The organism is Rhizobium sp. RM (assembly GCF_013390595.1).
Classification (GTDB): Bacteria; Pseudomonadota; Alphaproteobacteria; order Rhizobiales; family Rhizobiaceae; genus Agrobacterium.
Genome location: NZ_JACAWV010000008.1, coordinates 26188 through 50539 on the forward strand (window position 1 = coordinate 26188; position 24352 = coordinate 50539).

The following is a 24352-nucleotide window of genomic DNA, read 5'->3' on the forward strand; positions in this document are numbered from 1 at the left end:
CGTTCATATTCGGTAACCGCGTCATTGTTCTGTCCGGGCAGCGGCGCGTTCCGCTTCGGGCTGACCGCCGTGGCGGTACTGCTCAAGCATCGTTGCGCGCTTCACTACACCCTCACCCGCCTGTCCCGCAAGCGCGCAGGCATGGATAAAAGCATTCTGGCCCATCAACTCGTCCATTTCGGCGCCACTAAAGAGCCGGAAGGACGGAATTTCTTTCCCGGCATCACTGCCGAGCGTCCAGGCCTTGCGGGCCTGGTCCAGTTTTCTAACGCCATCGGCTGCCGCATCTGTCGCGTGGAACACCGCAATGGCGTTTCCGGAACGAACGGCGGCATCGACTTTCATCGCGCCGCTGATGAACTGGCCAGCCTTGCGAGCCATGGTCATCATTCCTGCAACCTGCTGCGCCATCAGCCTGTCGATCAGAACCAGAAGTTCAGGACCGGCCTTGACGTCGCGTTTAAGAGCCCGTGCGAAAAGCTTTTTCGCGATGGCTTTTTCGATCAGGGCGCGCTCGGCTTTCACCCAGCAGCCGCGCCCCGGCAATTGGCGTTTCAGGTCCGGAACCACACTTCCGTCCGGGCCTGCGACGAAGCGGATCAACTCGTCGGGTGATCCGCTTTGCCGTGTCACAATGCACATACGTCCGTTGACGTTGCCTTCCGGCTGCCCGTCATCTGTCTCGGGCAGCTCATCCGGCTCATGCGCTTGCGATGTCATTCCTGTTCGGCGGTATCCGCCTCCTCGGCAGCATTGGCCTCTTCGGCAGCCTGCTGTTCAGCGGCAAGTTCTTCTTCGGTAATCCAGCCAGCCAGAAGGCGAGCCTGAAGCACCATGTTTTCGGCTTCGACGCGCGATACGTCGAGCTTGGAGAAGATGCCTTCGAATTTCTTGGTCTCGCCGTCCTTGCGTTCGCTCCAGCCGACCAGATCGTCCGCAGCGCAACCTGCGAAATCCTCAATGGACTTGATGCCGTCTTCGCCCAGCGCAACCATCATCTGCGATGTCAGGCCGTCGATCTGGCGCAGTTCGTCCAAAACGCCGAGTTCCTTGCGCTTGGCATCCATTTCAGCTTCCAGGCGCTCGAGATATTCGCGGGCGCGGGTCTGGATTTCGTTGGCGGTGTCTTCATCGAAGCCGTCGATCGAGGCAATTTCATCGAGGTCAACATAGGCCAGTTCTTCGACCTGTGCGAAGCCTTCGGAAGCAAGTACCTGACCGACCATTTCGTCAACGTCGAGAGCTTCCATGAACAGACCGGTGCGCTCGTTGAATTCCTTCTGACGACGCTCGGACTCTTCCTGCTCGGTCATGATGTCGATATCCCAGCCGGTGAGCTGCGATGCCAGACGAACGTTCTGACCACGACGACCGATGGCGAGCGAAAGCTGCTCGTCGGGAACAACCACTTCGATGCGTTCGGCTTCTTCGTCGAGAACGACCTTGGCGACTTCAGCCGGCTGAAGGGCGTTGACGATGAAGGATGCCGGTTCCTGGCTCCACGGAATGATGTCGATCTTTTCGCCCTGCAGCTCGCCAACAACGGCCTGAACGCGCGAACCGCGCATACCGACGCAGGCGCCAACCGGATCGATCGAGGAATCGTTCGAGATCACGGCGATCTTGGCGCGCGAACCCGGGTCTCGGGCAACCGACTTGATCTGGATGATACCGTCGTAGATTTCCGGAACTTCCATGGTGAAGAGCTTCACCATGAACTGCGGATGGGTACGCGAAAGGAAAATCTGCGGGCCGCGCTGTTCGCGACGAACGTCGTAAACATAGGCACGGACGCGATCGCCATAACGCATGTTTTCGCGCGGGATCATCTCGTCACGGCGGATAATGCCTTCACCACGGCCGAGATCGACGATGACGTTACCGTATTCGACGCGCTTGACGGTACCGTTGACGATTTCGCCGATGCGGTCCTTGAATTCGTCATACTGACGATCCCGTTCCGCTTCGCGAACCTTCTGAACGATGACCTGCTTTGCAGACTGTGCGGCAATACGGCCAAAATCCATCGGCGGAAGCGGATCGGCAATGAAGTCGCCGAGCTTTGCATCCGGGTTGCGGTCGCGGGCCAGTTCCAACGGGATCTGCGTGGAATAGTCTTCGGCCTTCTCGACAACTTCCAGAAGACGCTGCAGGCGAATTTCGCCGGTCTTGGAGTTGATGTCGGCGCGAATGTTGGTTTCCGAGCCATAGCGCGAGCGGGCGGCTTTCTGGATAGCGTCGGCCATTGCGGCAAGCACGATTTCTCGGTCGATGACCTTTTCGCGCGCCACAGCATCGGCGATCTGCAGAAGCTCAAGCCGGTTAGCACTCACTGCCATTTTTCTGTCTCCGTAAGTCGCAAGTTGCGTTGGTCGCCCGTTTTTCGGGCTTTACGTTGGAATTAGTCTTCGTCTGTTTCGTCTTGGTCGTTCTGATTTGCGGCGGCGGCCTTGGCCGCTTTGTCTGCCCGCAACGCATCACGAATAAGATCGTCCGTCAGAACGAGCTTCGCATCGGAAAGCGCGCTGAACGGAATAACGACTGTCAGCGCATCGCCATAGGCGATCTGGTCGCGCTCCAGTTTGAAGCCATCGGCGTCGACCTCAATGATCTTGCCGCGAAACCGCTTGCGGTTCTCGACGAGGATCGACGTTTCGGCTTTCACCAGATGGCCTTGCCAACGGGTGAAATCGGATTTGCGGACCATCGGCCGGTCGATACCGGGCGAGGACACTTCGAGATGATACGCTTTATCGACCGGATCTTCCACATCAAGAACCGGTGAAATCGCCATCGAGATGGCTTCACAGTCCTCAACGGTCATCGTGCCGTCCTGCCGTTCGGCCATGATCTGCAGGGTCATGCCGTTCTGGTTGAGGAGCCTGACCCGCACCAAAACATAGCCCATACCGGTCAGAACAGGCTCGACGATCTCGGCAATGCGCTGGTCGACGCCCGTTTCGGTTATCAGTCTTGGTTCGTATTCGGTGTCTGCCATCTGGCCTTCCGGTCTTGAATTTCGGTCCGGGACACTGCGTCCCGCTTTTGGGTTCGCCTAACGAAAAAGAGCGGGGCCTTGCGACCCCACTCTTCATCAAGCGATCAAGAATTTGAACCTGCATATAGACGCTTCAGGGTGCAATTGCAAGGTTTTCCCGATAGCCCGGCCAGTATGCGGAGCGAGGGCACATTTTTGCCATCCTGATCCGCGAAGGGCTGGCATGATTTCCGGCGCCGTCTATAGTCGGCAATCGATAAAGTGCAATTGCTTCATGTGGACCGATCGTGCCCGACCGTAAATCGCCACTCGCGCCTCTAAGGCATTTGACCTACAGACGAATCTGGATAGCAAGTCTTGCTTCGAATTTTGGTGGGTTGATCCAGGCCGTTGGTGCGGCGTGGATGATGACCTCGCTGTCGACGTCCGAAAACATGATCGCTCTGGTGCAGGCATCGACCTCGTTGCCGATCATGCTGTTTTCGCTGGTTTCCGGTGCCCTGGCGGATAGTTTCGATCGTCGCCGTATCATGATTTCCGCACAGCTTCTGATGCTTGCGGCCTCGATACTGCTGACAGTTTTTGCCTGGTCCGGCTGGCTGACCCCCTGGCTGCTGCTGTTCTTTACCTTCCTGATTGGCTGCGGAACGGCTCTCAACAACCCCTCCTGGCAGGCGTCGGTCGGTGAAATGGTGCCGCGCGAAGATCTGCCAGCTGCCGTGACATTGAACAGCGTCGGATTCAACATTACCCGCAGTGTCGGCCCGGCAATTGGTGGTGTCATCGTTGCTGCCGCTGGTGCAGCGGCGGCGTTTTTCGTCAACGCGATGAGTTATTTTGCGTTGATTTACGCTCTGTTTCGCTGGCAGCCGCCGAAAAATCCGTCACCTTTGCCGCGAGAACAGCTTTTGTCGGCGATTTCCGCCGGCATGCGTTATGTCGCCATGTCGCCAAATATCAGTAAGGTGCTGGTGCGTGGTTTTTTATTCGGCCTTTCCGCCAGTGCTATCCTGGCCCTCATGCCGATTGTCGCGCGTGATCTCGTGCAGGGAGGTCCGTTGACGTACGGCGTCATGCTTGGCGCCTTCGGAGTAGGGGCGATTGGTGGTGCCTTGATAAGCGCGCGTCTGCGTGAAGTGTTATCAAGTGAATGGATCGTGCGCGTCGCATTCCTGGGGTTTGCCTTCAGTGCCGGGGTTACTGCAATCAGTACCAGCGCGTTTGTGACGGCCCTGGTTCTGACAGTCGCAGGAGCCTGCTGGGTTCTTGCTTTGTCCCTGTTCAACACCATCGTCCAGCTTTCCACGCCACGCTGGGTAGTGGGCCGCGCCTTGTCGCTTTATCAGACGCTGACCTTCGGTGGTATTGCAGTCGGTAGCTGGTTATGGGGTACCCTCGCCGAACAGGCGGGCATCAGCTATTCGCTTCTCTGTTCGTGCGCCCTGATGCTGCTCGGCGTGGTCGTCGGCTTCAAGCTTGCCATGCCGGCTTTTGCGTCACTCAATCTCGATCCGCTTAATCGGTTTGTCGAACCTCCGCTAAGGCTCGATATCAAACCGCGCAGCGGGCCAATCGCAATCCTGATCGACTATGAGATCGATGATGCGGATCTCGGCGAGTTTTTGCCCGTCATGGCGGAGCGGCGGCGTATCCGTATCCGTGATGGCGCGCGCAACTGGAACCTGATGCGGGATCTGGAAAACCCGGATATCTGGACGGAAAGCTACCATGTGCCGACATGGGTGGAATATGTCCGCCACAATCACCGCCGTACACAGGCGGATGCCGAAACCTGGGATCGATTGCTGGCTCTACACCGTGGCACGACTCGTCCGCGTGTTCACCGCATGATCGAGCGGCAGACCATTCCACCGACCGACGACATTTTTCATAAGCCGCATACCGACGAGCATTAATGGAGGACTGCGCGCTTGCCATCCTCCAGGATTGACGTCATTTCAATTTTGCTTTGAGAGAAGCATCGGGAAAGCAGGTCGGCTGAATGCCATTTTTTGCCTGCCAGTCGCCAAGTGAGCGACGTGTCTTGAAACCTGCCAGCCCATCCACCTTGCCGACGTCGTAGCCTTTCGCAGCAAGGGCTTTCTGCATGGCAAGCACGTCCGAACGCAGCATGGAGCCGACATTGCCCCATTCTCCCTGGAAAGGACCGGCACCATAGGCGATGCGATCGGCAAGATTGCCGATGAACAGGGCGTAGAGATCGGAATTGTTATATTCCTTGATCACGTAGAAATTCGGCGTCACCACAAATTCTGGCCCATGACGCCCTGCCGGCACCAGCATCATTCCATCAGCTGAAAGATCGTTGGACGGAAAAGCCTTTCCAGAAATCCTGCCAATGCCCATTTTCGCCCAGTCTGCGACAGGGCGCGTGAGGTCGGGACCTTCCTGCGCACAGGAAACATTGCCCGGTATGGAAACCTCAAAGCCCCAATCCCGGTTTGTCTGCCAGCCTTTTTGCGAAAGATAGTTGGCTATGGAGGCGAGGGCGTCGGGAACGGAATTCCAGATATCGCGGCGACCATCACCGTCGAAATCAACCGCATATTTCAGATAGCTCGATGGCATGAATTGCGGTTGGCCAAGTGCGCCTGCCCACGAGCCCATCAATCGCGAGGACGCGATGTCGCCACTCTGTACGATCTTCAAGGCATCGATCAATTCGACGCGGAACATGTCCTTACGCGTTGACATATAGGCTTTGGTAGCCAGCACATCGACCACCTGATGAGGCAGCTTGGCGCGTCCGAACCCCGATTCGCGTCCCCAGATCGCCACGATGATGTTACCTGGCACGCCGTATTTCGCTTCGATACGGCGGAGTGTGGTGGCGTGGGTGGCGGCGAGAGAGCGGCCTGTCGCTGCAAGGCCCTGCAGTCGTTTCTCTGAAAAATAGGCGCCCGGCGAGGAAAATTCGGCCTGACTCTGGCTTTGCTCCCTCGGCGGTTTCTGCCCGGGAATGACGAGATCGGGCAGCTTCCAGTTGATGGAGAGGCCACTGAGCGCGGCTTCGAGCGTTTGCTGCGACACACCCGCCTTGCGCGCCTCCGGCCAGATTTCCTTTTTCAGCCAGGCATTGAAATCTTGATTGTAACGTGCTGCGGCAGCACCTGTCGGAACAGCCTGTGCATGAGCACTTGCGACCGTGAGAACGGAAAGCGTGGTGGCCAATGCTGCGACAGAAAATCGGATTCGCATTCGGTCTCCTTTGGAAAGAAGAAAGGCTCAGATTGTGGTGCGCGCTCGAAGCGCCGCGGTCAATGTGCCTTCGTCCAGATAATCGAGTTCGCCACCTACGGGCACGCCATGTGCAAGCCGGGTGATCTTGACGCCGAGATCGGCGAGCCGGTCGGTGATGTAATGGGCAGTCGCCTGGCCTTCGACAGTGGCGTTAACGGCGATGATAAGCTCGCGGATGCCGCCTGCGCTGACACGGTCGATCAGCCCCTTGATGTTCAGATCTTCCGGTCCCACGCCGTCGAGCGGCGACAACGTACCACCCAGCACGTGATAGGCGGTGTTCATGGCACTTGCACGCTCCAAGGCCCACAGATCGGATACGTCTTCGACCACGATTATGATCGATTGGTCGCGCTGAACATCCGAACAAACGGTGCAGGGATCGATAGTATCGACATTGCCGCAGCAGGAGCAGATCTTTACCTTGTCATAGGCCTCGCCCATGGCGTGACCGAGAGGCCCGAGAAGCTGTTCCTTCTTCTTGATGAGGTGCAGGGCAGCTCGCCGCGCCGAGCGGGGACCTAGCCCCGGCACTTTTGCGAGAAGCTGAATGAGTTTTTCGATTTCGGGGCCGGTGACTCGTTTTGCCATAGGCGCTTTCTAGCGCATAAATCGAGAACCGGGAATCACGTGTGCAGGAGGTTTCGCATGAAAATACAGGCAATCTGCCGCGCCGATGCGCAAACCTTGCCCGGAAAAACCACAAAGACGGGCATTTTCAAACACGTCGTGCAAGGGCCTGTCATGATCGATGCCGAGGGCATCGTTGGAGATGCCGTCTGTAACCGCAAACATCACGGCGGACCCGATCAGGCGATCTACGCGATGGGCTCTGCTGATCTCGATTTCTGGTCGCAAAGCCTCGGTTACGTGGTGGAACCCGGCCTGTTCGGTGAGAATCTTGTGGTGGATGGTCTCGACAGCGCGACCCTGCATGTCGGGGACCGGCTTTACGCGACGGAGGTGGCTCTGGAGGTGACGGCGGCCCGTATTCCTTGCGCCACTCTGTCGACCCGTCTCGGTGATCCGGATTTTGCACCCCGTTTTCGCGAAGCCGGACATCCGGGCTTTTATTGTCGTGTGCTGAAAGGCGGTTTCTTGCAGGCGGGAGAAGACCTTGCCTTCGAGGCTTATCGCGGAACGAAACTGCCCATTCCCGTCATTCTTCAGCGTTTTCGTCCGATGCGGCTGACAGAAAAAGAGCGCGCCGATTATCTCGGCACGCCGCTTGCTGAACGCTTTCGCGCAATGCTTGAGGTGTAAGTCTCGCTTAGAAAGGAAACTTCATGCCTGGCGGCAGCGGAAGCCCGGCGGTCAGGCCCGCCATCTTTTCCTGCGCCTGCGCCTCGCCTTTTTCCTTGGCGTCCTTATGGGCGGCGACGATCAGGTCTTCGAGGATTTCAACTTCGTCTTCCTTGAAGAGCGAAGGGTCAACCTTCAGGCCGCGCATCTCGCCCTTACCGTTGAGGATGACGGTGACGAGACCGCCACCGGACTTGCCTTCGATTTCAAGGGCGGCAATTTCTTCCTGCACCTTTTCCATCTTGGCCTGCATTTCCTTGACTTTGCCCATCATGCCCATGATGTCGCGCATGTGCAAAACTCCTGTTCTTGTTGTCTTTTAAAACTCGATGTCGTCGCCGGGCAGAATGTCGCCTTCGCTGGACTCGGCGACAGATGGCGGCGCGATTTCTTCCGCATCGTCCTGCTGAAGGGCGCGAATACGCACGTCGGTGATCTTTGCACCCGGAAACTGTTGCAGGATCGCGGCCACGTCAGGGTCTTGTCGCGCATCCACAAGACGCGCATCGCGGGCGTTGACCTCGGCTTCAACCAGCGTTGGCTGACCCTGTTCTTTGCTCAGGCTGACGATCCAGTGGATGCCGGTCCATTCCTTTAGCTTCACGCCGAGTTCGCCGGGGAGAGACCCCGGCGCACCTTCTCCAAGCCGCATGTCGAGACGGCCGGGTTCCAGTCGCACCAGGCGTACGAAACCGCGCACCTTTGCCTTCATAACCGGATCGCGGTTCTTTCCGCAGAGATCGGCAATATCCTGAAGGGAATTGACCGCAACCTTCGGCTCTGGCCGGTCTTCGGTCTTCGCGACAGCGATCTGCATCTCCTGCGGGCGACTGTCCGGCACAGCACGCAGCATGGCGGTCGGCTGCGCGGATGGTTGCCGCTGCGGTGCGGCATGGGCGGATGCAACGGCCTGCGTTGAGGCATAGGCGCGGGCACCGCCGCCGTTTCCGCCACCATTCGAAATGCTGCCTTCGCCGTTGGAAAGTTCCAGCAGACGGCGCGCGGCATCTTCAGGTGCGGGCAGGTTCGCGGCATGGGCAAGACGGATCAGCACCATTTCTGCGGCACCCGCCGGGCGCGAGGCATTTTCGGTTTCGGGAATACCCTTGAGCAGCATCTGCCAGATGCGCGACAGCGCCGAAACGGCGATGCTTTCGGAAAATTCCGCGCCACGCACGCGCTCGACTTCCGAAAGCGAGGGATCGTCAGCGGCATCCGGCACATATTTCATGCGCGTGACAAGATGGGTGAAATCTGCGAGGTCGTTCAACACTACGACCGGGTTTGCACCCGCTTCGTATTGACCGTTAAATTCTGAAAGGGCGGCCGAGACATCGCCTTTGACGACGTGCTCGAACAGATCAACGATACGTGCCCGGTCGGCAAGGCCAAGCATGCCGCGCACGGCTTCCGTTTCGACACGTCCGCCGCCGTGGGCGATCGCCTGATCGAGCAGCGACAGACCGTCACGCGCGGAGCCTTCCGCAGCGCGAGCAATCATTGCCAAGGCTTGCGGATCGGCTTCGAAGCCTTCTTTGCCGGCGATTGCGGTAAACAATCCGACCAGATCGGCAGCGCTGATTCGGCGCAGGTCGAAACGCTGGCAACGCGACAGAACGGTGATTGGAACCTTGCGAATTTCCGTGGTCGCGAAAATGAACTTCACATGTTCCGGCGGCTCTTCGAGGGTCTTCAGAAGACCGTTGAATGCCTGCGTCGAAAGCATGTGCACTTCGTCGATGATGTAGACCTTGTAACGCGCCGAAACAGGGCGGTACCGAACCTGTTCGATGATCTCGCGGATATCGTCGATACCGGTGTGAGAGGCGGCGTCCATTTCGATGACATCGACATGGCGGCCTTCCATGATCGCCTGGCAATGTTCACCGGGAATGCGCAGATCAATGGTCGGTTTGTCGATCTCGGGCGTCTTGTAGTTCAAGGCACGGGCGAGAATGCGTGCTGTTGTTGTCTTCCCCACACCGCGAACACCGGTCAGCATATAGGCCTGGGCAATGCGGCCGGTTTCGAACGCGTTTGTCAGCGTCCGGACCATCGGCTCCTGGCCGACCATGAGGTCGGAAAAATCTTTCGGGCGGTATTTGCGCGCCAGTACCCGGTATCCAGCTCCGTTTTGGGAAGTGCTTGGGGTGGTGGATACGGTGTCGCTCATTGCCTCGCCAGTTTGTTTTGCCAGTTTGTCTTGGGGCGCGGAACTGGCCCGGCGAAAGCTGAGCACATCATTTTGCAAATAAAAAGGTGGGAGGCTGGCACGGCGACCCGTGCCGGGCTCGTTAGGGCTGCTTCCTTCCGGACCTGACCCGGTTGGCGAGTGGCTCGTCCACCACCAACCTCCCGGCGCCACATATCGGCAATATCGAAAGCAAATGCAAGCCAAGCATTCAAAAAACTGCTATCACAGTGAAAACAAACATGGAGGACGCCTTGGAGACATTCCGCCTGGACGAAAGATTGGCGCGGGACAGCGAGCTTGTGACCCGGCTAGGCCTGTGCGAACTGCGCTTGCAGAACGACAGCCGCTGGCCCTGGCTGGTGCTGGTGCCGCAACGAAACGATGTGAGCGAGCTGTTTGAACTGACGCCGCTCGATCAGGCGATGCTGACCTTCGAAACCAATCTGGTTGCCAATGCTTTGAAGGATGTTACCGAGGCCACCAAGATCAATGTCGGCGCGTTGGGAAATATCGTTCGCCAACTGCACGTCCATATCATTGCCCGTAATGAAGGTGACACCTGCTGGCCAGGGCCCATATGGGGGCATGGCACCGCGGTGCCGTACCCCGCAGAGGAAAAGAAATCTTTCATGCAAAAAATCTCCGGCGCTCTCTAATGATCTCAATGACGATTTTTGAAACCACTGCCCCCCATCCCGAAGCAAGCGCACTGACTGCATTTTCCCAAAACGCGCTTGATCGTTTCGCTGAAAAGAGAACCGAAAACTGTGTTGCCGATGCTCTGAAGATCGACGGCACGCATATTCTCGCCCTCGCTGGTGGTCGTCTTGTGCTGAAGCACGACGAGCAGGTGATCGATCCGCTGTTTTCCGCGTACGAACTGGCCGAGTTGCAGCCGGACTTCGATAACGCAGTTTTGCTGGGGTACCGCGAGACCGGTGAGCCGAGAATTGCTGTTCCGGTTGGTGTCACGGAAGATCGGCTGGCCAGCCATCACAAACTTGCCGATGCGCGCACGCTCTACCGTGACCACCTGCTCGACGAGGAATTGCTGGGCGAGGTTGCTCAGGCCGTCAGCCTGACACACTGGAACGCCCAAAACCGCTTTTGCGGTCGTTGCGGCACGGAAATGGAGCTGCGTATTGGCGGCTACAAGCGCGTCTGCCCAGCCTGCAACAACATGATTTTTCCGCGGACCGATCCCGTCGTTATCATGTTGACGATTGATGTGGAGCGCGACCTTTGCCTGCTGGGACGTGGCGCGCATTTTTCGCCAGGCATGTATTCGTGCCTTGCCGGATTTGTGGAGCCGGGTGAAACAATCGAATCGGCTGTTCGTCGTGAAACGCACGAGGAATCCGGCGTCGCAATCGGTCGTGTGCGCTACCACGCCTCACAACCATGGCCGATGCCGCATTCGCTGATGATCGGTTGCTATGCCGAGGCGCTGTCGTTCGAAATCTCTCGCGATGAAATCGAACTGGAAGACTGCCGCTGGTTCACCCGGCAAGAGGTTGCAGCAATGCTGGAAGCAACGCCGGGTGAGGGCATATCTGGCCCGCACGGCGGTGCCATTGCGCACCGTCTGATGCGCGACTGGGTGGAATGGTCCAAATAACCCTTTGACGTGGTCTTGGACGCTGCGTGTCGACTAGGCGCGCAGCGTCCGTAATTTTCTTAGCTCTGGTTCAGCTTGTCACGCATTGCGTGGCCCTTATAGACGCCGAGGATGCGGACCTTCTCTGAGAAGAAGCGCAATTCGTCCAGCGCGCGACGAACGGCTTCATCATCCGGATGGCCCTCGATATCGGCATAGAACTGCGTCGCCACGAACTTGCCGCCAATCTGGTAGCTCTCGAGCTTCGTCATGTTGATGCCGTTGGTGGCAAACCCGCCCATGGCCTTGTAAAGCGCGGCCGGAATGTTGCGAACGTTGAAAACAAACGTCGTGACAATAACTTCATCCGGTGACGTACGTTTGACCCATTTTTCGTCGCGGGACAGAATAACGAAACGTGTGACGTTGTTTTCCGAATCCTCGACATTTTCTGCAACGATATCGAGACCGTAGAGATCTGCGGCGAGACGCGGTGCAAGTGCTGCCATGCTGCGATCGCCCTGCTCCGAGACGAGCTTGGCGGCGCCTGCCGTATCGCCGGCGACAATGGCTTTCCATCCGTTTGAACGAATGATCTTGCGGCATTGACCGAGCGCATGGATATGGCTGTGGACGGTACGGATTTCACTTCTCTGCACACCCGGCAAAACCATGAGCTGGAAGCGGATCGGCATGAAATATTCGCCGATGATATGGAGGCGGGATTCCGGCAGAAGATGATGGATGTCGGCTACCCGGCCAGCCAGCGTGTTTTCGATCGGGATCATTCCCAGATCCGCATCGCCATTTTCGATGGCGTTGAATGCGTCTTCGAAGGTCGCGCAGGGAAGCGGGTCCATATCCGGAAACATGTCGCGGCACGCCATGTCCGAATTGGCGCCGTAGTCGCCCTGGAAGGCAATGCGTTTTGTGCTCGTTGTCATAGAATGTCCCCTCAGTGGGTTCTGCCTGCAAGGATATGGCGGGCTTTTTCAAGATCCGCTGGCGTGTCGACACCCAGTGGTACCGAGCGCACGATCTCGGCGTCGATCCGCATGCCCGCTTCCAGAGCGCGAAGCTGCTCCAGCTTTTCGCGCTTCTCCAGTGGCGAAGGGGAAAGGCTCACGAATTTTTCGAGCGCCGCCCGGCGATAAGTGTAGAGCCCTATATGATGATAAAGCGGTCCTTCACCATAGGGTGCGGTCGCACGGGTAAAATACAATGCGCGCAGCCGGGTTTCGGACAGCGGGCTGCCCACGACCTTGACCACGTTGGGATTGATTTTTTCTTCCTCGTCGGTGATTTCCACCGTCAGCGTGGCGATATCCACCGACGGGTTTTCCATCGGCCGCAGCGAGGCGTGAATGGTTTCCGCCTCGATGGTTGGCAAATCGCCCTGAATGTTGATGACGTATTCGGCCTTGCCATAGGGATCGGCCTTCTGGAGCGCTTCGAAAATACGATCCGATCCAGACTGGTGGTCATCCCGTGTCATCATCACTTCAAAGCCGGCGTTTTGAACGGCGGCGAACACGTCGTTGTCGTCAACCGCAACCACGATTTTCTCTGCACCGGCTTCGCGTGCACGCAAGGCAACCTGCACGATCATCGGCTTGCCGCCGATATCGGCCAGAGGTTTACCAGGCAGACGTGTGGAGGCCATACGGGCAGGTATGAGCACCACTGCCTTTTCGAAATCTCTATTCTTCATCCGACACCTTCAAATCCCGCCCGAAAAGTGTCAAAACGTCACGGTGTGGGGAGCATTATTCAAGTTGCGCAGGCTGTGCAAAAGCCATAGCTTTCAAGCAATTTCAAGATACCCGGCTTATATCGAGTGGATGCGAGGGAGCGCATATAGATGAATTCATACGTAAACATGGGCGTTGGTGCGTTATTAGGCACCGTTTTCGTCCTCATGTCGGTGTCGATCGCATCCGAGGGCATCTTCCATGCACCGGTGCCGGAGAAGGAAGGTTTTGCCATCGTCGCAGAAACGAGCGGCGGTGAATCAGGCGGCGAGGCAGGAGCGGCCGCTGCGGCAACGCCGATCGCCCAGTTGCTTGCCAATGCGGACGCGGCCAAGGGTGAGACGGTCTTCAAGAAGTGTACGGCCTGTCATACCGGAGAGAGTGGTGGAGCAAACAAGGTCGGCCCCAATCTCTTCGATATCGTCAACAGGCCGATCGCCTCTCATGAAGGTTTCAGTTACTCCGCAGCCATGAAGGATTTCTCGAAGGGTGGTTCGGTTCATTGGGACTACGACCATCTGAGCCACTTCCTCGAAGGCCCGAAAAAGTTCGTTGCTGGCACGGCCATGGGCTTTGCTGGTGTGAAGAAGGAAACGGAACGTGCGGATCTGATCGCTTACCTGCGGACGCTTTCTGCAAATCCTGCACCGCTGCCCGATCCGGCGGCGGCCCCTGCGCCAACCAATTGAGCGTATGGTATTCCAATCAAAAAAGCCCGGAGCGATCCGGGCTTTTTTGTTGTTTGCGCATGAAATAGCCTGGACTTAGAAACCCTTGCCGCCGCGCAGCTCGGATATGACTGTGCCGATCATGATCTTGATATCCAGCCAGACGGAAAAATTGTCGATGTAATAAAGATCGGAGACAATGCGTGCCCGCGCCTTGTCACTGCGATCGGTCGGTCCCCGCAGTCCCCGCATCTGGGCAAGCCCGGTTATGCCGGGGCGCATCCTGTGACGCAGATGGTAATGGGGAACGAGATCCTCATAGAGACGGCCGGCCGCAAGCATGCCGATTGCATGGCAACGAGGTCCGACGAGCGACATGTCACCCTTCAGAACATTCAGCAGTTGCGGCAGTTCATCGATATTCGACCGTCGGAGAATAGCGCCGACGCGGGTCACGCGGGGGTCGTCTTTTACCGTCTGTGCCACGCCACTCGCGTCGCACAAGTCCGTCCTCATCGAACGGAATTTGTAGACGCGTATCCGACGACCGTTCATGCCCCAGCGAATCTGGGAAAACAGGACGGGTCCTTTGCTATCGATCTTGACCAGAGCGGCGACCGTTAAAAGCACCGGCGCAAGTGCCATCAATGCAATCGATGCGCCGGCAATATCGATCGCGCGTTTGGTTGCGAATTGACCGCGTGCCAATGCGGAAAATGTTGATTGGTCTTGAGAAAGTTCTACGTCCGGCTCTTCAAAAGCGATTGCCGATTGTGAAGCCGCGCTCTGGAACGCGGCGCGTGGAGACCCTTTGATACCCAGCATAACAAAGTCCTAAAAAGAAATTTTTGAAATGAAAAAACTGATTTATATGGCGGCATTAATAATTCATTTACTGTAAAAAGTCATCCCGAAATATCTCCGCAAATGCGCAAATGCCGATCTACGGTTAACGTCGGCGCCAACCTGCTTCAGAGCAATCGGAACTATGCTGGAGACTTCTTGCCGTTAAGGAAGGGGCGGACTTTTCAGCGATTGATACACAGAGAAACTGTCAGCCGGCTGTCTATCGATCCTGTGGGCGCTCAATTGCCCATCAGAATGTCGAGGAGTGTGGTCTGTTTCGCGCCGTTTCTTGCTGGCTCCTGACCACCAATATCGGCAGGCGGAACGGGACCACCATTGGCATAGTTCGGCTCCATTCGTTGCCCCGGAATATTGGATGGCGGCATGGGCGCGTCTGTCTGAGGTCGGTCAAGCGCAACCGGGGCGGCTGGATAGGCGTCGGTATTCGACGAGCCTCCGCCAAGCGCGTTGGAAATGATGTCGCCAATCGATGATGGCGCATTTTCCGACGGTGGCTGCTGCATCTCGCCAAGTGGGGGAACGCCGGTTGTGCCGAGGCCGAAAAGTGGTGATGGAGACAGGCCGGAATGTGCAGCCGTCATGAAGTCTTTCCAGGCTCTTGCGGGCAGCCCGCCACCGGTCACCTTTTTCATGGAGGTGCCATCATCGTTGCCGAACCAGACACCGGTTGTCAGATTGCTGGTATAGCCGACGAACAGCGCATCACGAAAAGACTGGGTCGTTCCCGACTTGCCGGCGGCCTGCCATCCCTGCAGCCGCGCAGCTTTTCCCGTTCCCTCGGTGATAACGCGGCTCAGCATGCCGTTCATCGTCGCGGCAATGTCTTCGCTCAGCACGCGCGGCGGATTGTCGTATTTGTTTTCGTAAAGCAACTTGCCGTCGGCATCGGTAATACGTTTGACGATATGCGGGGTGGCTTTGTAGCCGCCGTTCATGAACGGTGCGTAAGACGCAGTCAGCTCCAGAAGTGATACTTCGGATGTTCCGAGCGCAATCGATGCATTGCTCTGCAAATCGGATTCGATACCCATCCGGTGCGCAACCTGCGTCACACGATCGGGGCCGACTTCCATCACCAGTTGGGCGGCGATAGTGTTCAGCGAATTGGCAAGCGCTGTCGCCAGTGTCACTTCACCGCGGTATTTCTTTTCGTAGTTTTCCGGTGTCCAGTTGCCGATCTTGACCGGCGCGTCGTTGCGGATGGAGTAGGGTGTCAGCCCTGATTCGAGCGCCGCTACATAAACGAAGGGTTTGAAGGCTGAGCCAGGTTGCCGTTTCGCCTTCGCAGCACGGTTAAACTGGCTTTCGGCGTAATCGGCCCCGCCAACCACTGCGCGGATGGCTCCGGTTCCATCGATGGAAACCAGAGCTGCCTGGGACGCAGCCTGCTTTTTACCATCCCCCTGAAGAATGTGCGTCAGGGACTTTTCGGCGTCGCGTTCCAGGTCTGGATCGATGGTGGCATCGACAACGATGTCCTGCTTCACGTCGCCGATCAGCATGCGGACTTCGTCGAGAACCATGTCGGCAGCATAATGTTCTGCACCGGACCAGAAGCGTTTCGCTTTGGTTGGGGGCTGCGACATCGCCGTCTTGATCTCGCTGTCGGTGATGAATCCGACATCGCGCATGGATTGAAGCACGACCTGGGCGCGTTCTTCAGCAGCCTGCGGGTCACGGGCAGGGGAGAGGCGCGAAGGTGCCTTGAGGAGGCCGGCCAGCAGGGCTGCTTCACCCAGATTGACGTCACGCGCCGACTTGTTGAAATACCGTCTGGAGGCCGCTTCGACACCATAGGCATTGGAACCGAAATAGACGCGATTGAGATACATCGCGAGAATCTGGTCCTTGGTGTATTTGTGCTCCAGCCAGAACGCCAGAAGCACTTCCTGCACCTTGCGTTCCAATGTCCGGTCGGGAGACAGGAACAGGTTCTTGGCAAGCTGCTGGGTAAGGGTCGAACCGCCCTGGACGGTGCGTCCCGTCAATACGTTGGTGACGATGGCGCGGCCGAGGCCGAGCGGATCAACCCCAAAATGCGAGTAAAAACGCCTGTCTTCGATCGCCATGACCGCTTGCGGAATGTAGGGCGACATATCCTCAAGTGCCAAAGCCTCGCCACCGGTCGTCCCGCGATTGGCAAGAACCGTCCCGTTGACAGAAACGATCTTCACATTCGGCGGACGCTCAGGGATGGACCAGCTTGCAGCACTGGGCATGCGGGCGCCATAATAAAGAACAAGTCCCGCAACACCGATCCCGCCCCATATGCCCAGCACGATGCACCAGTAAACAAGTGAGCGGAACATGCCGGTGATGCCGCGTGTCTCCATGCGTTTTTGTTTCTGACGCTTTTGGCGCGTCTGGCCTTTTGGCGATTTCGGCGGAGGAAGGTCGTCGTCTTTCGCAGCTTTCGCTGCCTGCTTTCGCCCGCCGCTGATGCGGTCACTGGCGTCAAGGCGCAGGTCATCGCCGGAATCGTGAAAATCCCCGAAGGAAGGTTCTACCCGCTCGCGTGATTTGCCTTTACCTGCCATCCAGCCGATATCGCTCCATTCTGATTGCGCGATCGCACGCATGTCCGCCGATTGCAGTATTTATGCGCGCATTATCCTTAATCCGGGATGAAGAGCGTAAATGCGGCAATTTAAGGCGAGGTTAGGTGAAGAAAGGATCACTTCGACGTCATTGGCAGACGTCGATCCATTCTGCTTCTGTCAGTTCGGCAATGGCGTGCGGAGAAATTTTGACGGCTGCATTGGTCGCGCCGGCGGCAGGAACCACTTCGTTGTAGCTTCTCAGCGAGACATCGCAAAACACCGGAATGGGTTCCGGCAGACCGAAAGGGCAGACGCCACCAACGGGATGGCTTGTGACTGATACGACATCTTCCGCATCAAGCATCCGGGGCTTTGCGCCAAACCGGTCTCGAAACTTGCGATTGTCGAGCCGTTTGGTGCCGGCAGCCACGACGAGAAGAATGGTATCTCCTGCCTTCAGGCAGATGGTTTTGGCGATCTGATCGGGATCGACACCATGCGCTTCAGCCGCGAGCGCAACGGTGGCTGAACTGGCTTCCGTTTCGATGACGGTGACGTCAGGAGATTTTTCCGCGAAAAAGGCGCGGACGGATTCAATGGTCATGGCTATTTATTAGGCTGGAAGCATGTAAGCCGCAAGACGCCTGCAGAAAGCCATGCAAAAAACGCAATGCTGCGCTGCGATAGAATGTCTGTTTTTTGGGCTCGAATGTTGTATCTTTCAATCATCGAAGCGACGCACTCCTCCTCCCAGCGTCGCCCGATTGGATTGACAATACTCCTCCTCCCAATTGTCAGTCAGTTTCAAGGACCCGGCGCACCTCCTCCCGCGCCGGGTTTTTGCATTTCTGGCTTCCGAAATTTTCCAGATGACACTAATGGATTGACTGTAGATCACGTCATTTTCAAAGAAACTTGACTTTTTGGGTCTCTCCACCTAGGTGTTCCGACATCGAAATTTGTTTGACGACCAGAGCTTCGGCGCTTCGCGGCGCACACGACGATCTTTCTTTCCTTCAAATTCGACACAAGACCCGCACTGCTTGCAGTGCAAATGCAATTTGCCAACGGAAGGAAATCGTTATGGCGACTGGTACGGTAAAGTGGTTCAACGCAACCAAGGGCTACGGCTTCATTCAGCCTGATGATGGTTCGCAGGACGTATTCGTTCACATCTCTGCAGTTGAGCGCGCTGGTTTGACCGCTCTCAACGACGGTCAGAAGCTGACCTACGAACTGATGCAGGACCGCCGCTCGGGCAAGATGTCTGCAGGCAACCTCGTAGCTGCCTAATAAGGCGTTGTGACCTTCATGGTCGCGCCTGGAAATAAGAAGGCCGGACGTCACGTCCGGCCTTTTTCTTTTGGAGAATTCTTTTCAGAGCGTTCGGCCTTGTAAAAGCCATGTTCCGATACGATATACGGTTCAACAGTGCTTCAGAACTGTCAGGCGGTCGCTGAAAAGTGACGCTGTTGTCGTGTTAACCAAAGATTAACCGAAGCAGTCGATCCTGACCTTGAAGATGCAGCCGACCGATAGTCGGCGCGCTCTGAAGCATCAGACGTTTCAAACGCTTTGACCACGGATGTACTGGCACTGACGTAGAAACGGGTGGAAAGGTCGGGCTTGCCCGGCCTTTTTGTTTTTCTGGCATTAGCACTTAGCAGCCTTGCGGTGGATGTCCGGAAACTGGCCGCGTGATCGCGACCAGTTTCCAACAAGCTTATTTCGCTGCGAGAGCATCCAGAATTCGAACCCAGGAGCGAATGCCCTTGTGATAGGACTGCAGGTCGTACTTCTCGTTCGGAGAGTGAATGCGATCATCCGTCAGACCAAAGCCGACCAGCAGGGAATCCATACCGAGCATCTTCTGGAAATCGCCTACGATCGGGATGGAGCCTCCCATGCCGATAACCACGGCGGGCTTCGGCCATTCGTCAGAAAGCGCGTTCTTCGCCTTGGTCAGGACCGGTGAATCATAGGACAGCTGGATAGCAGGCGACGCGCCATGCTCATGGAATTCAACGGAGCAATCGGCTGGGATTTTCGAGCGCACATAAGCGCGGAAGCTCTCACGGATGGCGGCGGGGTCCTGATGCCCGACAAGACGGAAGGAAATCTTGGCTGATGCTTTCGCGGCGATCACGGTCTTGAAGCCGTCGCCGGTGTAACCGCCGATGATGCCGTTGACTTCCGCTGTCGGCCGCGCCCAGGTCTGTTCCAGCACGGAACGCCCCTTTTCACCGGAAGGGACCGAAAGCCCAACCTCGCCGAGAAAATCTTCCGCCGTACGACCAAGCGTTTCCCAGGAAGCCTTGATGTTCGCCGGCGTCTCTTCGACGCCATTGTAAAAGCCTTCAAGCGTCACACGCCCGGTCTCGTCGTGCAGGCCCGAGAGAATGTCGGTGAGGATGTGGATCGGGTTTGCCGCAGCGCCACCGAAAAGACCTGAATGCAGATCGCGATCCGCTGCCGTGATCACGACTTCCTCGCCAACCAGACCACGAAGCGCTGCCGCAATTGCCGGGGTGTCGCGGTCCCACATGCCGGTGTCACACACCAGGGCATATTCCGCCTTCAGTTCAGCAGCATTGGCTTCCAGGAAGGGTTTCAGCGACGGAGAACCGGATTCTTCCTCACCTTCGAACAGGATGGTCACCCTGACCGGTAGGCCACCATTGACCTCTTTATAGGCGCGGCAGGCTTCCACGAAGGTCATAAGCTGACCCTTGTCATCGGCCGTTCCACGGCCCGTGATGACTTGACGCCCTTCGCCGATATCCTTGATGGCGGGATCGAACGGATCATTTTCCCAAAGATTGAGCGGATCGACAGGCTGCACATCGTAGTGACCATAAAAGAGCACGTGCGGCGCATCTTTCGTTGCTGCATCGTGATGCGCGACGACCATAGGGTGACCGGCCGTGTCGCGGACGGATGCCTCAAAACCGAGTGCAGAAAGCGTTTTGGTCAGCCACTCCGCTGCCTTGCGGCATTCCTGCTTGTAAGCCGGGTCAGTCGAGATCGACGGAATGCGAACAAGCTCAAAGAGCCGCTCCAGGCTGGAAGGGAGGTTGTCATCAACAGTGGAAAGAATTGGAGAAACGTCTGTCATCGCTGATCCTGTCATGTCTGTCATGGTTCCGGCGACGATGCGAGACAACGGCATCACCATTCGCAGGAAACGAGAAGGAAAGCCCTCGTGAATCGCCAGGGCTTCGGCCTGCGGCACGATAGAACATTGGATTGAAAAGTGTAACGCGGTTTTCTGAAAATCAGATCAGCGTGGAAAAACGGTGAGGCAGGCGACCAATTTGCCGAAGCTCCTAACGGGCAGTTTTGGCGCAATCGATCGCCCGACGCATATATTCCACCAGAAGCTGCCGCTCGAACTGCCGGAAGTCCTTCAATAGTGCATCTTCCGTTCCCCTGGATGCGGCAATAGCATTTGCTTCGAGTTCCTTTCCGCGTGGTGTCAGTTCGATGATTTGTGCCCGGCGGTCGGTTGGGTGCGGTTTGCGCACAATCAGGCCGTCACGTTCCATACGCGACAGCGTATTGGCGAGCGTCGCCTGTTCGATGTCGATCCTGTCCAGCAATTGACGTTGGGTGAGGCCTTCTTCATGCCAAAGCTCTACGAGGATTGGAAACTGCCCAGGGGAAAAGCCGAGCGCGGAGGCCCGTTTTTGCAGCGCCATGGTGAATTCGCGCGCCATTTTGGCGGCGAGGTAGATCACCGATTCGTCTCGGGAAAATTCCATTCATGCATCCATGCGAGCAATTGCGACAGGGGTCGCGAGGATTCGATAGCATGATATATATAGCACGGAATGTTGCTGTGGCACGTCCCTGATGCCCAAAATAAAACCGCCATGGCCGGGAGGGGTCGGCCATGGCGGTCATATTGGAGGACAAAGGCCCGGAGAGGGGGAAAGGCCTTTGTCCGGTCTGACGCGGCGGGGGACGAGCCTGCAATCAGACTACGGCGTGATCAGGCGCCGTCCTCTAAGAAATGTGTCTGCAAATGCGGCTTTTCAAGGGAATTCGGATTACAAATCGGTAACGTTAGGGTGAATTTTTGGCCGGGTTCAACATTCTCGCGTTACGTGCTTAGCAGTGCGTTTTAAGAAGTTTCTGTGGACGCCAAAACGACCCCGCGCTATCCATGCTACCCATGAAAAAAGGCGATCATCTCTTCCTCGTTGACGGCTCCGGATTCATCTTCCGGGCGTTCCATGCCATCCCGCCCTTGAACCGCAAGTCGGACGGGTTGCCAGTCAATGCCGTCTCCGGTTTCTGCAACATGTTGTGGAAGCTCCTGAAGGATGCGCGAAACACGGATGTTGGCGTCACCCCGACACACTTCGCGGTCATTTTCGACTACTCGTCGAAGACATTCCGCAACGAACTTTACGATCAGTACAAGGCGAACCGCTCCGCGCCACCTGAAGATCTTGTGCCGCAGTTTGGTCTGATCCGTGAAGCCACACGTGCCTTCAATCTTCCCTGCATTGAGACCGAGGGCTTTGAGGCTGACGACATCATTGCCACCTATGCCCGCCAGGCCGAGGCCATCGGCGCCGACGTCACCATCATTTCATCCGACAAGGATCTGATGCAGCTCGTGACCGCGAACGTGCATATGTACGACGCGATGAAGGACAAGCAGATCGGCATTCCGGATGTCGTTGAGAAATGGGGCGTACCGCCCGAGAAGATGATCGACCTGCAGGCGATGACGGGCGATTCCACCGACAACGTGCCAGGCATCCCCGGCATTGGCCCGAAAACGGCAGCTCAGCTTCTCGAGGAATATGGAGACCTGGACACGCTTTTGTCGCGGGCTGGAGAAATCAAGCAACAAAAGCGTCGGGAAAACATTATCGCCAATGCCGACCTCGCCCGTATTTCCAGGCAGTTGGTGGCGCTTAGAACCGATGTGCCACTCGATCAGTCCCTGGAACAGCTTGTACTCGAGCCTCAGAATGGCCCCAAGCTGATCGCCTTCCTGAAGGCAATGGAATTCACCACCTTGACGCGTCGCGTTGCCGAAGCGACCGACACCGATGCTTCCTCCGTGGACGCTGCCGATGTCGCCGTGCAGCGGGGCGAGGAAGCGCACGGTCCTGACCTCGATAACCCCGCTCCGGCAGAGACCGGGGTGGAAGTTGAGGCGCAACCGTCATCGCCTTCGATACCGGCGAAAAAAGTGGCGGCCGAAGGCAGCGCACCTGCCGAGCTTGCCGAAGCGCGCAGAACTGTTTTTGCCACCGCCAAGATCAATAAGGAAGCGTACACCACCATCCGCGACATTCGTGAGCTTGATCGCTGGATCGCTGCTGCACGTGAGACGGGCCTCGTCGCTTTCGACACCGAAACGACGTCGCTTGACCCCATGCAGGCGGAACTGGTCGGCTTTTCTCTTGCTATTGCAGATAATGGAAAAGACGCATCCGGTGCGGATATTCGCGCCGCCTACGTTCCGCTGACGCACAAGACTGGTTCAGGTGGCGATCTTTTCAGCGACGGCATCAAGCTTGTCGAGGGTCAAATCCCCGCCGCCGAGGCGATGGATCGCCTCAAATCATTGCTGGAAGATCCGTCGGTTCTGAAGATCGCGCAGAACCTGAAATACGATTACCTGCTGATGAAGCGTCATGGCGTCGTCATGCAGAGCTTCGATGATACGATGCTGATCTCCTACGTGCTCGAAGCCGGGAAGGCGACGCATGGTATGGATTCGCTCTCTGAGCGCTGGCTTGGACATACACCCATCGCCTACAAGGATGTCGCGGGTTCCGGCAAGTCCGGCGTGACCTTCGATTTCGTCGACATCGGCAAGGCCACCGCCTATGCGGCGGAAGATGCCGATGTTACGCTGCGGCTCTGGATGGTCCTGAAACCGCGTCTCGTTGCCGAAGGTTTGACCAAGGTTTATGAGCGACTGGAGCGCCCTCTTGTGCCGGTTCTTGCCCATATGGAAGAGCGTGGCATCACCGTTGATCGGCAGATTTTGTCGCGCCTGTCAGGAGAGCTAGCCCAGAAGGCCGCCGCCTTTGAAGAGGAAATCTACGAGCTGGCAGGTGAGCGTTTCAACGTGGGCTCCCCCAAACAGCTCGGCGACATCCTTTTCGGGAAGATGGGATTGCCCGGCGGCTCCAAGACCAAGACTGGGCAGTGGTCGACATCGGCACAGGTTCTGGAAGATCTCGCCGCAGAGGGCGTGGAATTGCCGCGCAAGATCGTGGACTGGCGTCAGCTGACCAAGCTGAAGTCGACCTACACGGATGCGCTGCCCGGATACATCCATCAAGACACCAAGCGTGTGCATACATCCTACGCGCTCGCTTCCACCACCACCGGACGCCTCTCCTCGTCCGAGCCGAACCTGCAGAACATTCCTGTCCGCACCGCGGAAGGGCGCAAGATCCGTACGGCGTTCATCTCCACGCCTGGGCACAAGCTGCTGTCGGCCGACTATAGCCAGATCGAACTGCGTGTCCTGGCGCACGTTGCGGATATTCCCCAGCTCCGCAGCGCCTTTGAAAACGGCATCGATATCCATGCGATGACGGCGTCGGAAATGTTTGGTGTGCCGGTAGAGGATATGCCGTCTGAAGTGCGGCGCCGCGCCAAGGCCATCAACTTTGGCATCATCTACGGTATCTCCGCATTCGGGCTGGCAAACCAGCTCAGCATTGCTCGCTCCGAAGCTGGAGAATACATCAAGAAGTATTTCGAGCGGTTTCCCGGCATTCGCGATTACATGGAGCAGACCAAGGCTTTCGCGCGTGACAACGGTTATGTTGAAACGATTTTTGGACGCCGTGCCTATTACCCCGAGATTCGTTCCTCCAACCCATCGGTGAAGGCGTTCAACGAACGCGCCGCGATCAACGCGCCTATTCAGGGATCTGCGGCCGACATTATTCGTCGAGCGATGGTCCGCATGGATGGTGCGCTGGTCGAGGCTGGTCTTGCCGAGCAGGCGCGGATGTTGCTTCAGGTGCACGACGAACTGATATTCGAGGTCGAAGATCAGGCCGTCGAGGCGACATTGAAGGCGGTTACCCATACGATGGAAAATGCCGCCATGCCGGCGATCTCCATGAAGGTTCCGCTCAAGGTGGATGCGCGCGCCGCCAGCAACTGGGACGAGGCACACTAAGGTCTG

Annotated in this window: 21 protein-coding genes and 1 other RNA gene; 7 read left to right on the forward strand and 15 right to left on the reverse strand. The window is 57.2% G+C overall.

Annotation, left to right across the window (positions count from 1 at the left end):
- Nucleotides 1–21: 21 nt before the first annotated feature.
- The 3 genes from HWX89_RS08995 to rimP form a co-directional block, all read right to left on the reverse strand.
- Entirely contained in the window at nucleotides 22–720 is a 699-nt protein-coding gene (locus HWX89_RS08995; RefSeq protein ID WP_138794157.1) for an RNA-binding protein, read from the reverse strand.
- On the reverse strand, nucleotides 717–2339 hold the full coding sequence (gene nusA, locus HWX89_RS09000) for a transcription termination factor NusA (protein ID WP_138794158.1): 1623 nt from the start codon (nucleotides 2337–2339) through the stop codon (nucleotides 717–719). Before nusA ends, HWX89_RS08995 begins: the two co-directional genes overlap by 4 nt.
- A gap of 62 nt (nucleotides 2340–2401) precedes the next feature.
- Nucleotides 2402–2998, reverse strand: coding sequence for a ribosome maturation factor RimP (gene rimP / locus HWX89_RS09005; protein WP_138794159.1), 597 nt, complete (start codon nucleotides 2996–2998; stop codon nucleotides 2402–2404).
- Between the two features lie 287 nt (nucleotides 2999–3285).
- Between rimP and HWX89_RS09010 the strand changes: the two genes are divergently transcribed.
- Nucleotides 3286–4914 (forward strand): MFS transporter, encoded by a 1629-nt coding sequence (locus HWX89_RS09010; protein ID WP_138794160.1) that lies wholly within the window; start codon nucleotides 3286–3288, stop codon nucleotides 4912–4914.
- Nucleotides 4915–4951: 37 nt separating this feature from the next.
- Here the strand turns inward: HWX89_RS09010 and HWX89_RS09015 are convergent, their stop codons facing one another.
- Nucleotides 4952–6217: a lytic murein transglycosylase gene (locus tag HWX89_RS09015; protein WP_138794161.1), complete on the reverse strand. Its 1266-nt coding sequence runs from the start codon at nucleotides 6215–6217 to the stop codon at nucleotides 4952–4954.
- A gap of 27 nt (nucleotides 6218–6244) precedes the next feature.
- Nucleotides 6245–6850 carry a recombination mediator RecR gene (gene recR / locus HWX89_RS09020; protein ID WP_138794162.1) on the reverse strand — a complete coding sequence of 202 codons (606 nt, stop codon included), beginning with the start codon at nucleotides 6848–6850 and terminating at the stop codon, nucleotides 6245–6247.
- A gap of 57 nt (nucleotides 6851–6907) precedes the next feature.
- On the opposite strand from recR, the gene HWX89_RS09025 reads away from it, so the two are divergent.
- Nucleotides 6908–7522: an MOSC domain-containing protein gene (locus tag HWX89_RS09025; protein WP_138794163.1), complete on the forward strand. Its 615-nt coding sequence runs from the start codon at nucleotides 6908–6910 to the stop codon at nucleotides 7520–7522.
- Nucleotides 7523–7529: 7 nt separating this feature from the next.
- Here HWX89_RS09025 and HWX89_RS09030 read toward each other — a convergent pair whose 3' ends face one another.
- The 3 genes from HWX89_RS09030 to ffs all read right to left on the reverse strand — a co-directional run bounded on the left by HWX89_RS09030 (nucleotide 7530) and on the right by ffs (nucleotide 9917).
- Entirely contained in the window at nucleotides 7530–7853 is a 324-nt protein-coding gene (locus tag HWX89_RS09030; protein WP_138794164.1) for a YbaB/EbfC family nucleoid-associated protein, read from the reverse strand.
- Between the two features lie 27 nt (nucleotides 7854–7880).
- Nucleotides 7881–9734, reverse strand: coding sequence for a DNA polymerase III subunit gamma/tau (locus tag HWX89_RS09035; RefSeq protein WP_138794165.1), 1854 nt, complete (start codon nucleotides 9732–9734; stop codon nucleotides 7881–7883).
- 86 nt (nucleotides 9735–9820) lie between these two features.
- An RNA gene (gene ffs, locus HWX89_RS09040) (signal recognition particle sRNA small type) lies at nucleotides 9821–9917 on the reverse strand.
- 77 nt (nucleotides 9918–9994) lie between these two features.
- Between ffs and HWX89_RS09045 the strand changes: the two genes are divergently transcribed.
- Both HWX89_RS09045 and nudC read left to right on the forward strand, forming a co-directional pair.
- Nucleotides 9995–10411, forward strand: coding sequence for an HIT domain-containing protein (locus HWX89_RS09045; protein ID WP_178340682.1), 417 nt, complete (start codon nucleotides 9995–9997; stop codon nucleotides 10409–10411).
- Complete coding sequence (gene nudC, locus HWX89_RS09050; protein ID WP_138794166.1) at nucleotides 10411–11373, forward strand: NAD(+) diphosphatase; 963 nt, start codon at nucleotides 10411–10413, stop codon at nucleotides 11371–11373. The genes HWX89_RS09045 and nudC overlap by 1 nt, the downstream gene beginning before the upstream one ends.
- A 59-nt stretch (nucleotides 11374–11432) precedes the next feature.
- On the opposite strand, the gene HWX89_RS09055 is transcribed toward nudC, so the two are convergent.
- Nucleotides 11433–12296, reverse strand: coding sequence for a prephenate dehydratase (locus HWX89_RS09055; RefSeq protein ID WP_138794167.1), 864 nt, complete (start codon nucleotides 12294–12296; stop codon nucleotides 11433–11435).
- Nucleotides 12297–12307: 11 nt separating this feature from the next.
- Nucleotides 12308–13063: a 3-deoxy-manno-octulosonate cytidylyltransferase gene (locus HWX89_RS09060; RefSeq protein WP_138794168.1), complete on the reverse strand. Its 756-nt coding sequence runs from the start codon at nucleotides 13061–13063 to the stop codon at nucleotides 12308–12310.
- A gap of 150 nt (nucleotides 13064–13213) precedes the next feature.
- Between HWX89_RS09060 and HWX89_RS09065 the strand changes: the two genes are divergently transcribed.
- Complete coding sequence (locus tag HWX89_RS09065) at nucleotides 13214–13792, forward strand: c-type cytochrome (protein WP_138794169.1); 579 nt, start codon at nucleotides 13214–13216, stop codon at nucleotides 13790–13792.
- Nucleotides 13793–13867: 75 nt separating this feature from the next.
- Here HWX89_RS09065 and HWX89_RS09070 read toward each other — a convergent pair whose 3' ends face one another.
- From HWX89_RS09070 to HWX89_RS09080, 3 genes are all read right to left on the reverse strand, one after another.
- Nucleotides 13868–14596: a sugar transferase gene (locus tag HWX89_RS09070; protein ID WP_138794170.1), complete on the reverse strand. Its 729-nt coding sequence runs from the start codon at nucleotides 14594–14596 to the stop codon at nucleotides 13868–13870.
- Nucleotides 14597–14856: 260 nt separating this feature from the next.
- Nucleotides 14857–17175 carry a transglycosylase domain-containing protein gene (locus HWX89_RS09075; protein WP_138794916.1) on the reverse strand — a complete coding sequence of 773 codons (2319 nt, stop codon included), beginning with the start codon at nucleotides 17173–17175 and terminating at the stop codon, nucleotides 14857–14859.
- Between the two features lie 148 nt (nucleotides 17176–17323).
- Nucleotides 17324–17782, reverse strand: coding sequence for a YbaK/EbsC family protein (locus HWX89_RS09080; RefSeq protein WP_138794171.1), 459 nt, complete (start codon nucleotides 17780–17782; stop codon nucleotides 17324–17326).
- A gap of 479 nt (nucleotides 17783–18261) precedes the next feature.
- Here HWX89_RS09080 and HWX89_RS09085 point away from each other — a divergent pair, with 479 nt between their 5' ends.
- Entirely contained in the window at nucleotides 18262–18471 is a 210-nt protein-coding gene (locus tag HWX89_RS09085; protein ID WP_138794172.1) for a cold-shock protein, read from the forward strand.
- Between the two features lie 430 nt (nucleotides 18472–18901).
- Here the strand turns inward: HWX89_RS09085 and HWX89_RS09090 are convergent, their stop codons facing one another.
- Together HWX89_RS09090 and HWX89_RS09095 are read right to left on the reverse strand one after the other, a co-directional pair.
- Nucleotides 18902–20293, reverse strand: coding sequence for a dipeptidase (locus tag HWX89_RS09090; RefSeq protein ID WP_138794173.1), 1392 nt, complete (start codon nucleotides 20291–20293; stop codon nucleotides 18902–18904).
- Nucleotides 20294–20504: 211 nt separating this feature from the next.
- Nucleotides 20505–20939, reverse strand: a complete 435-nt coding sequence (locus tag HWX89_RS09095; RefSeq protein ID WP_138794174.1) for a MarR family winged helix-turn-helix transcriptional regulator — start codon at nucleotides 20937–20939, stop codon at nucleotides 20505–20507.
- A 413-nt stretch (nucleotides 20940–21352) separates the two neighbouring features.
- Here HWX89_RS09095 and polA point away from each other — a divergent pair, with 413 nt between their 5' ends.
- A complete protein-coding gene (gene polA / locus HWX89_RS09100; protein WP_138794917.1) occupies nucleotides 21353–24346 on the forward strand; it encodes a DNA polymerase I in 2994 nt (997 codons plus the stop codon).
- Nucleotides 24347–24352: the final 6 nt, after the last annotated feature.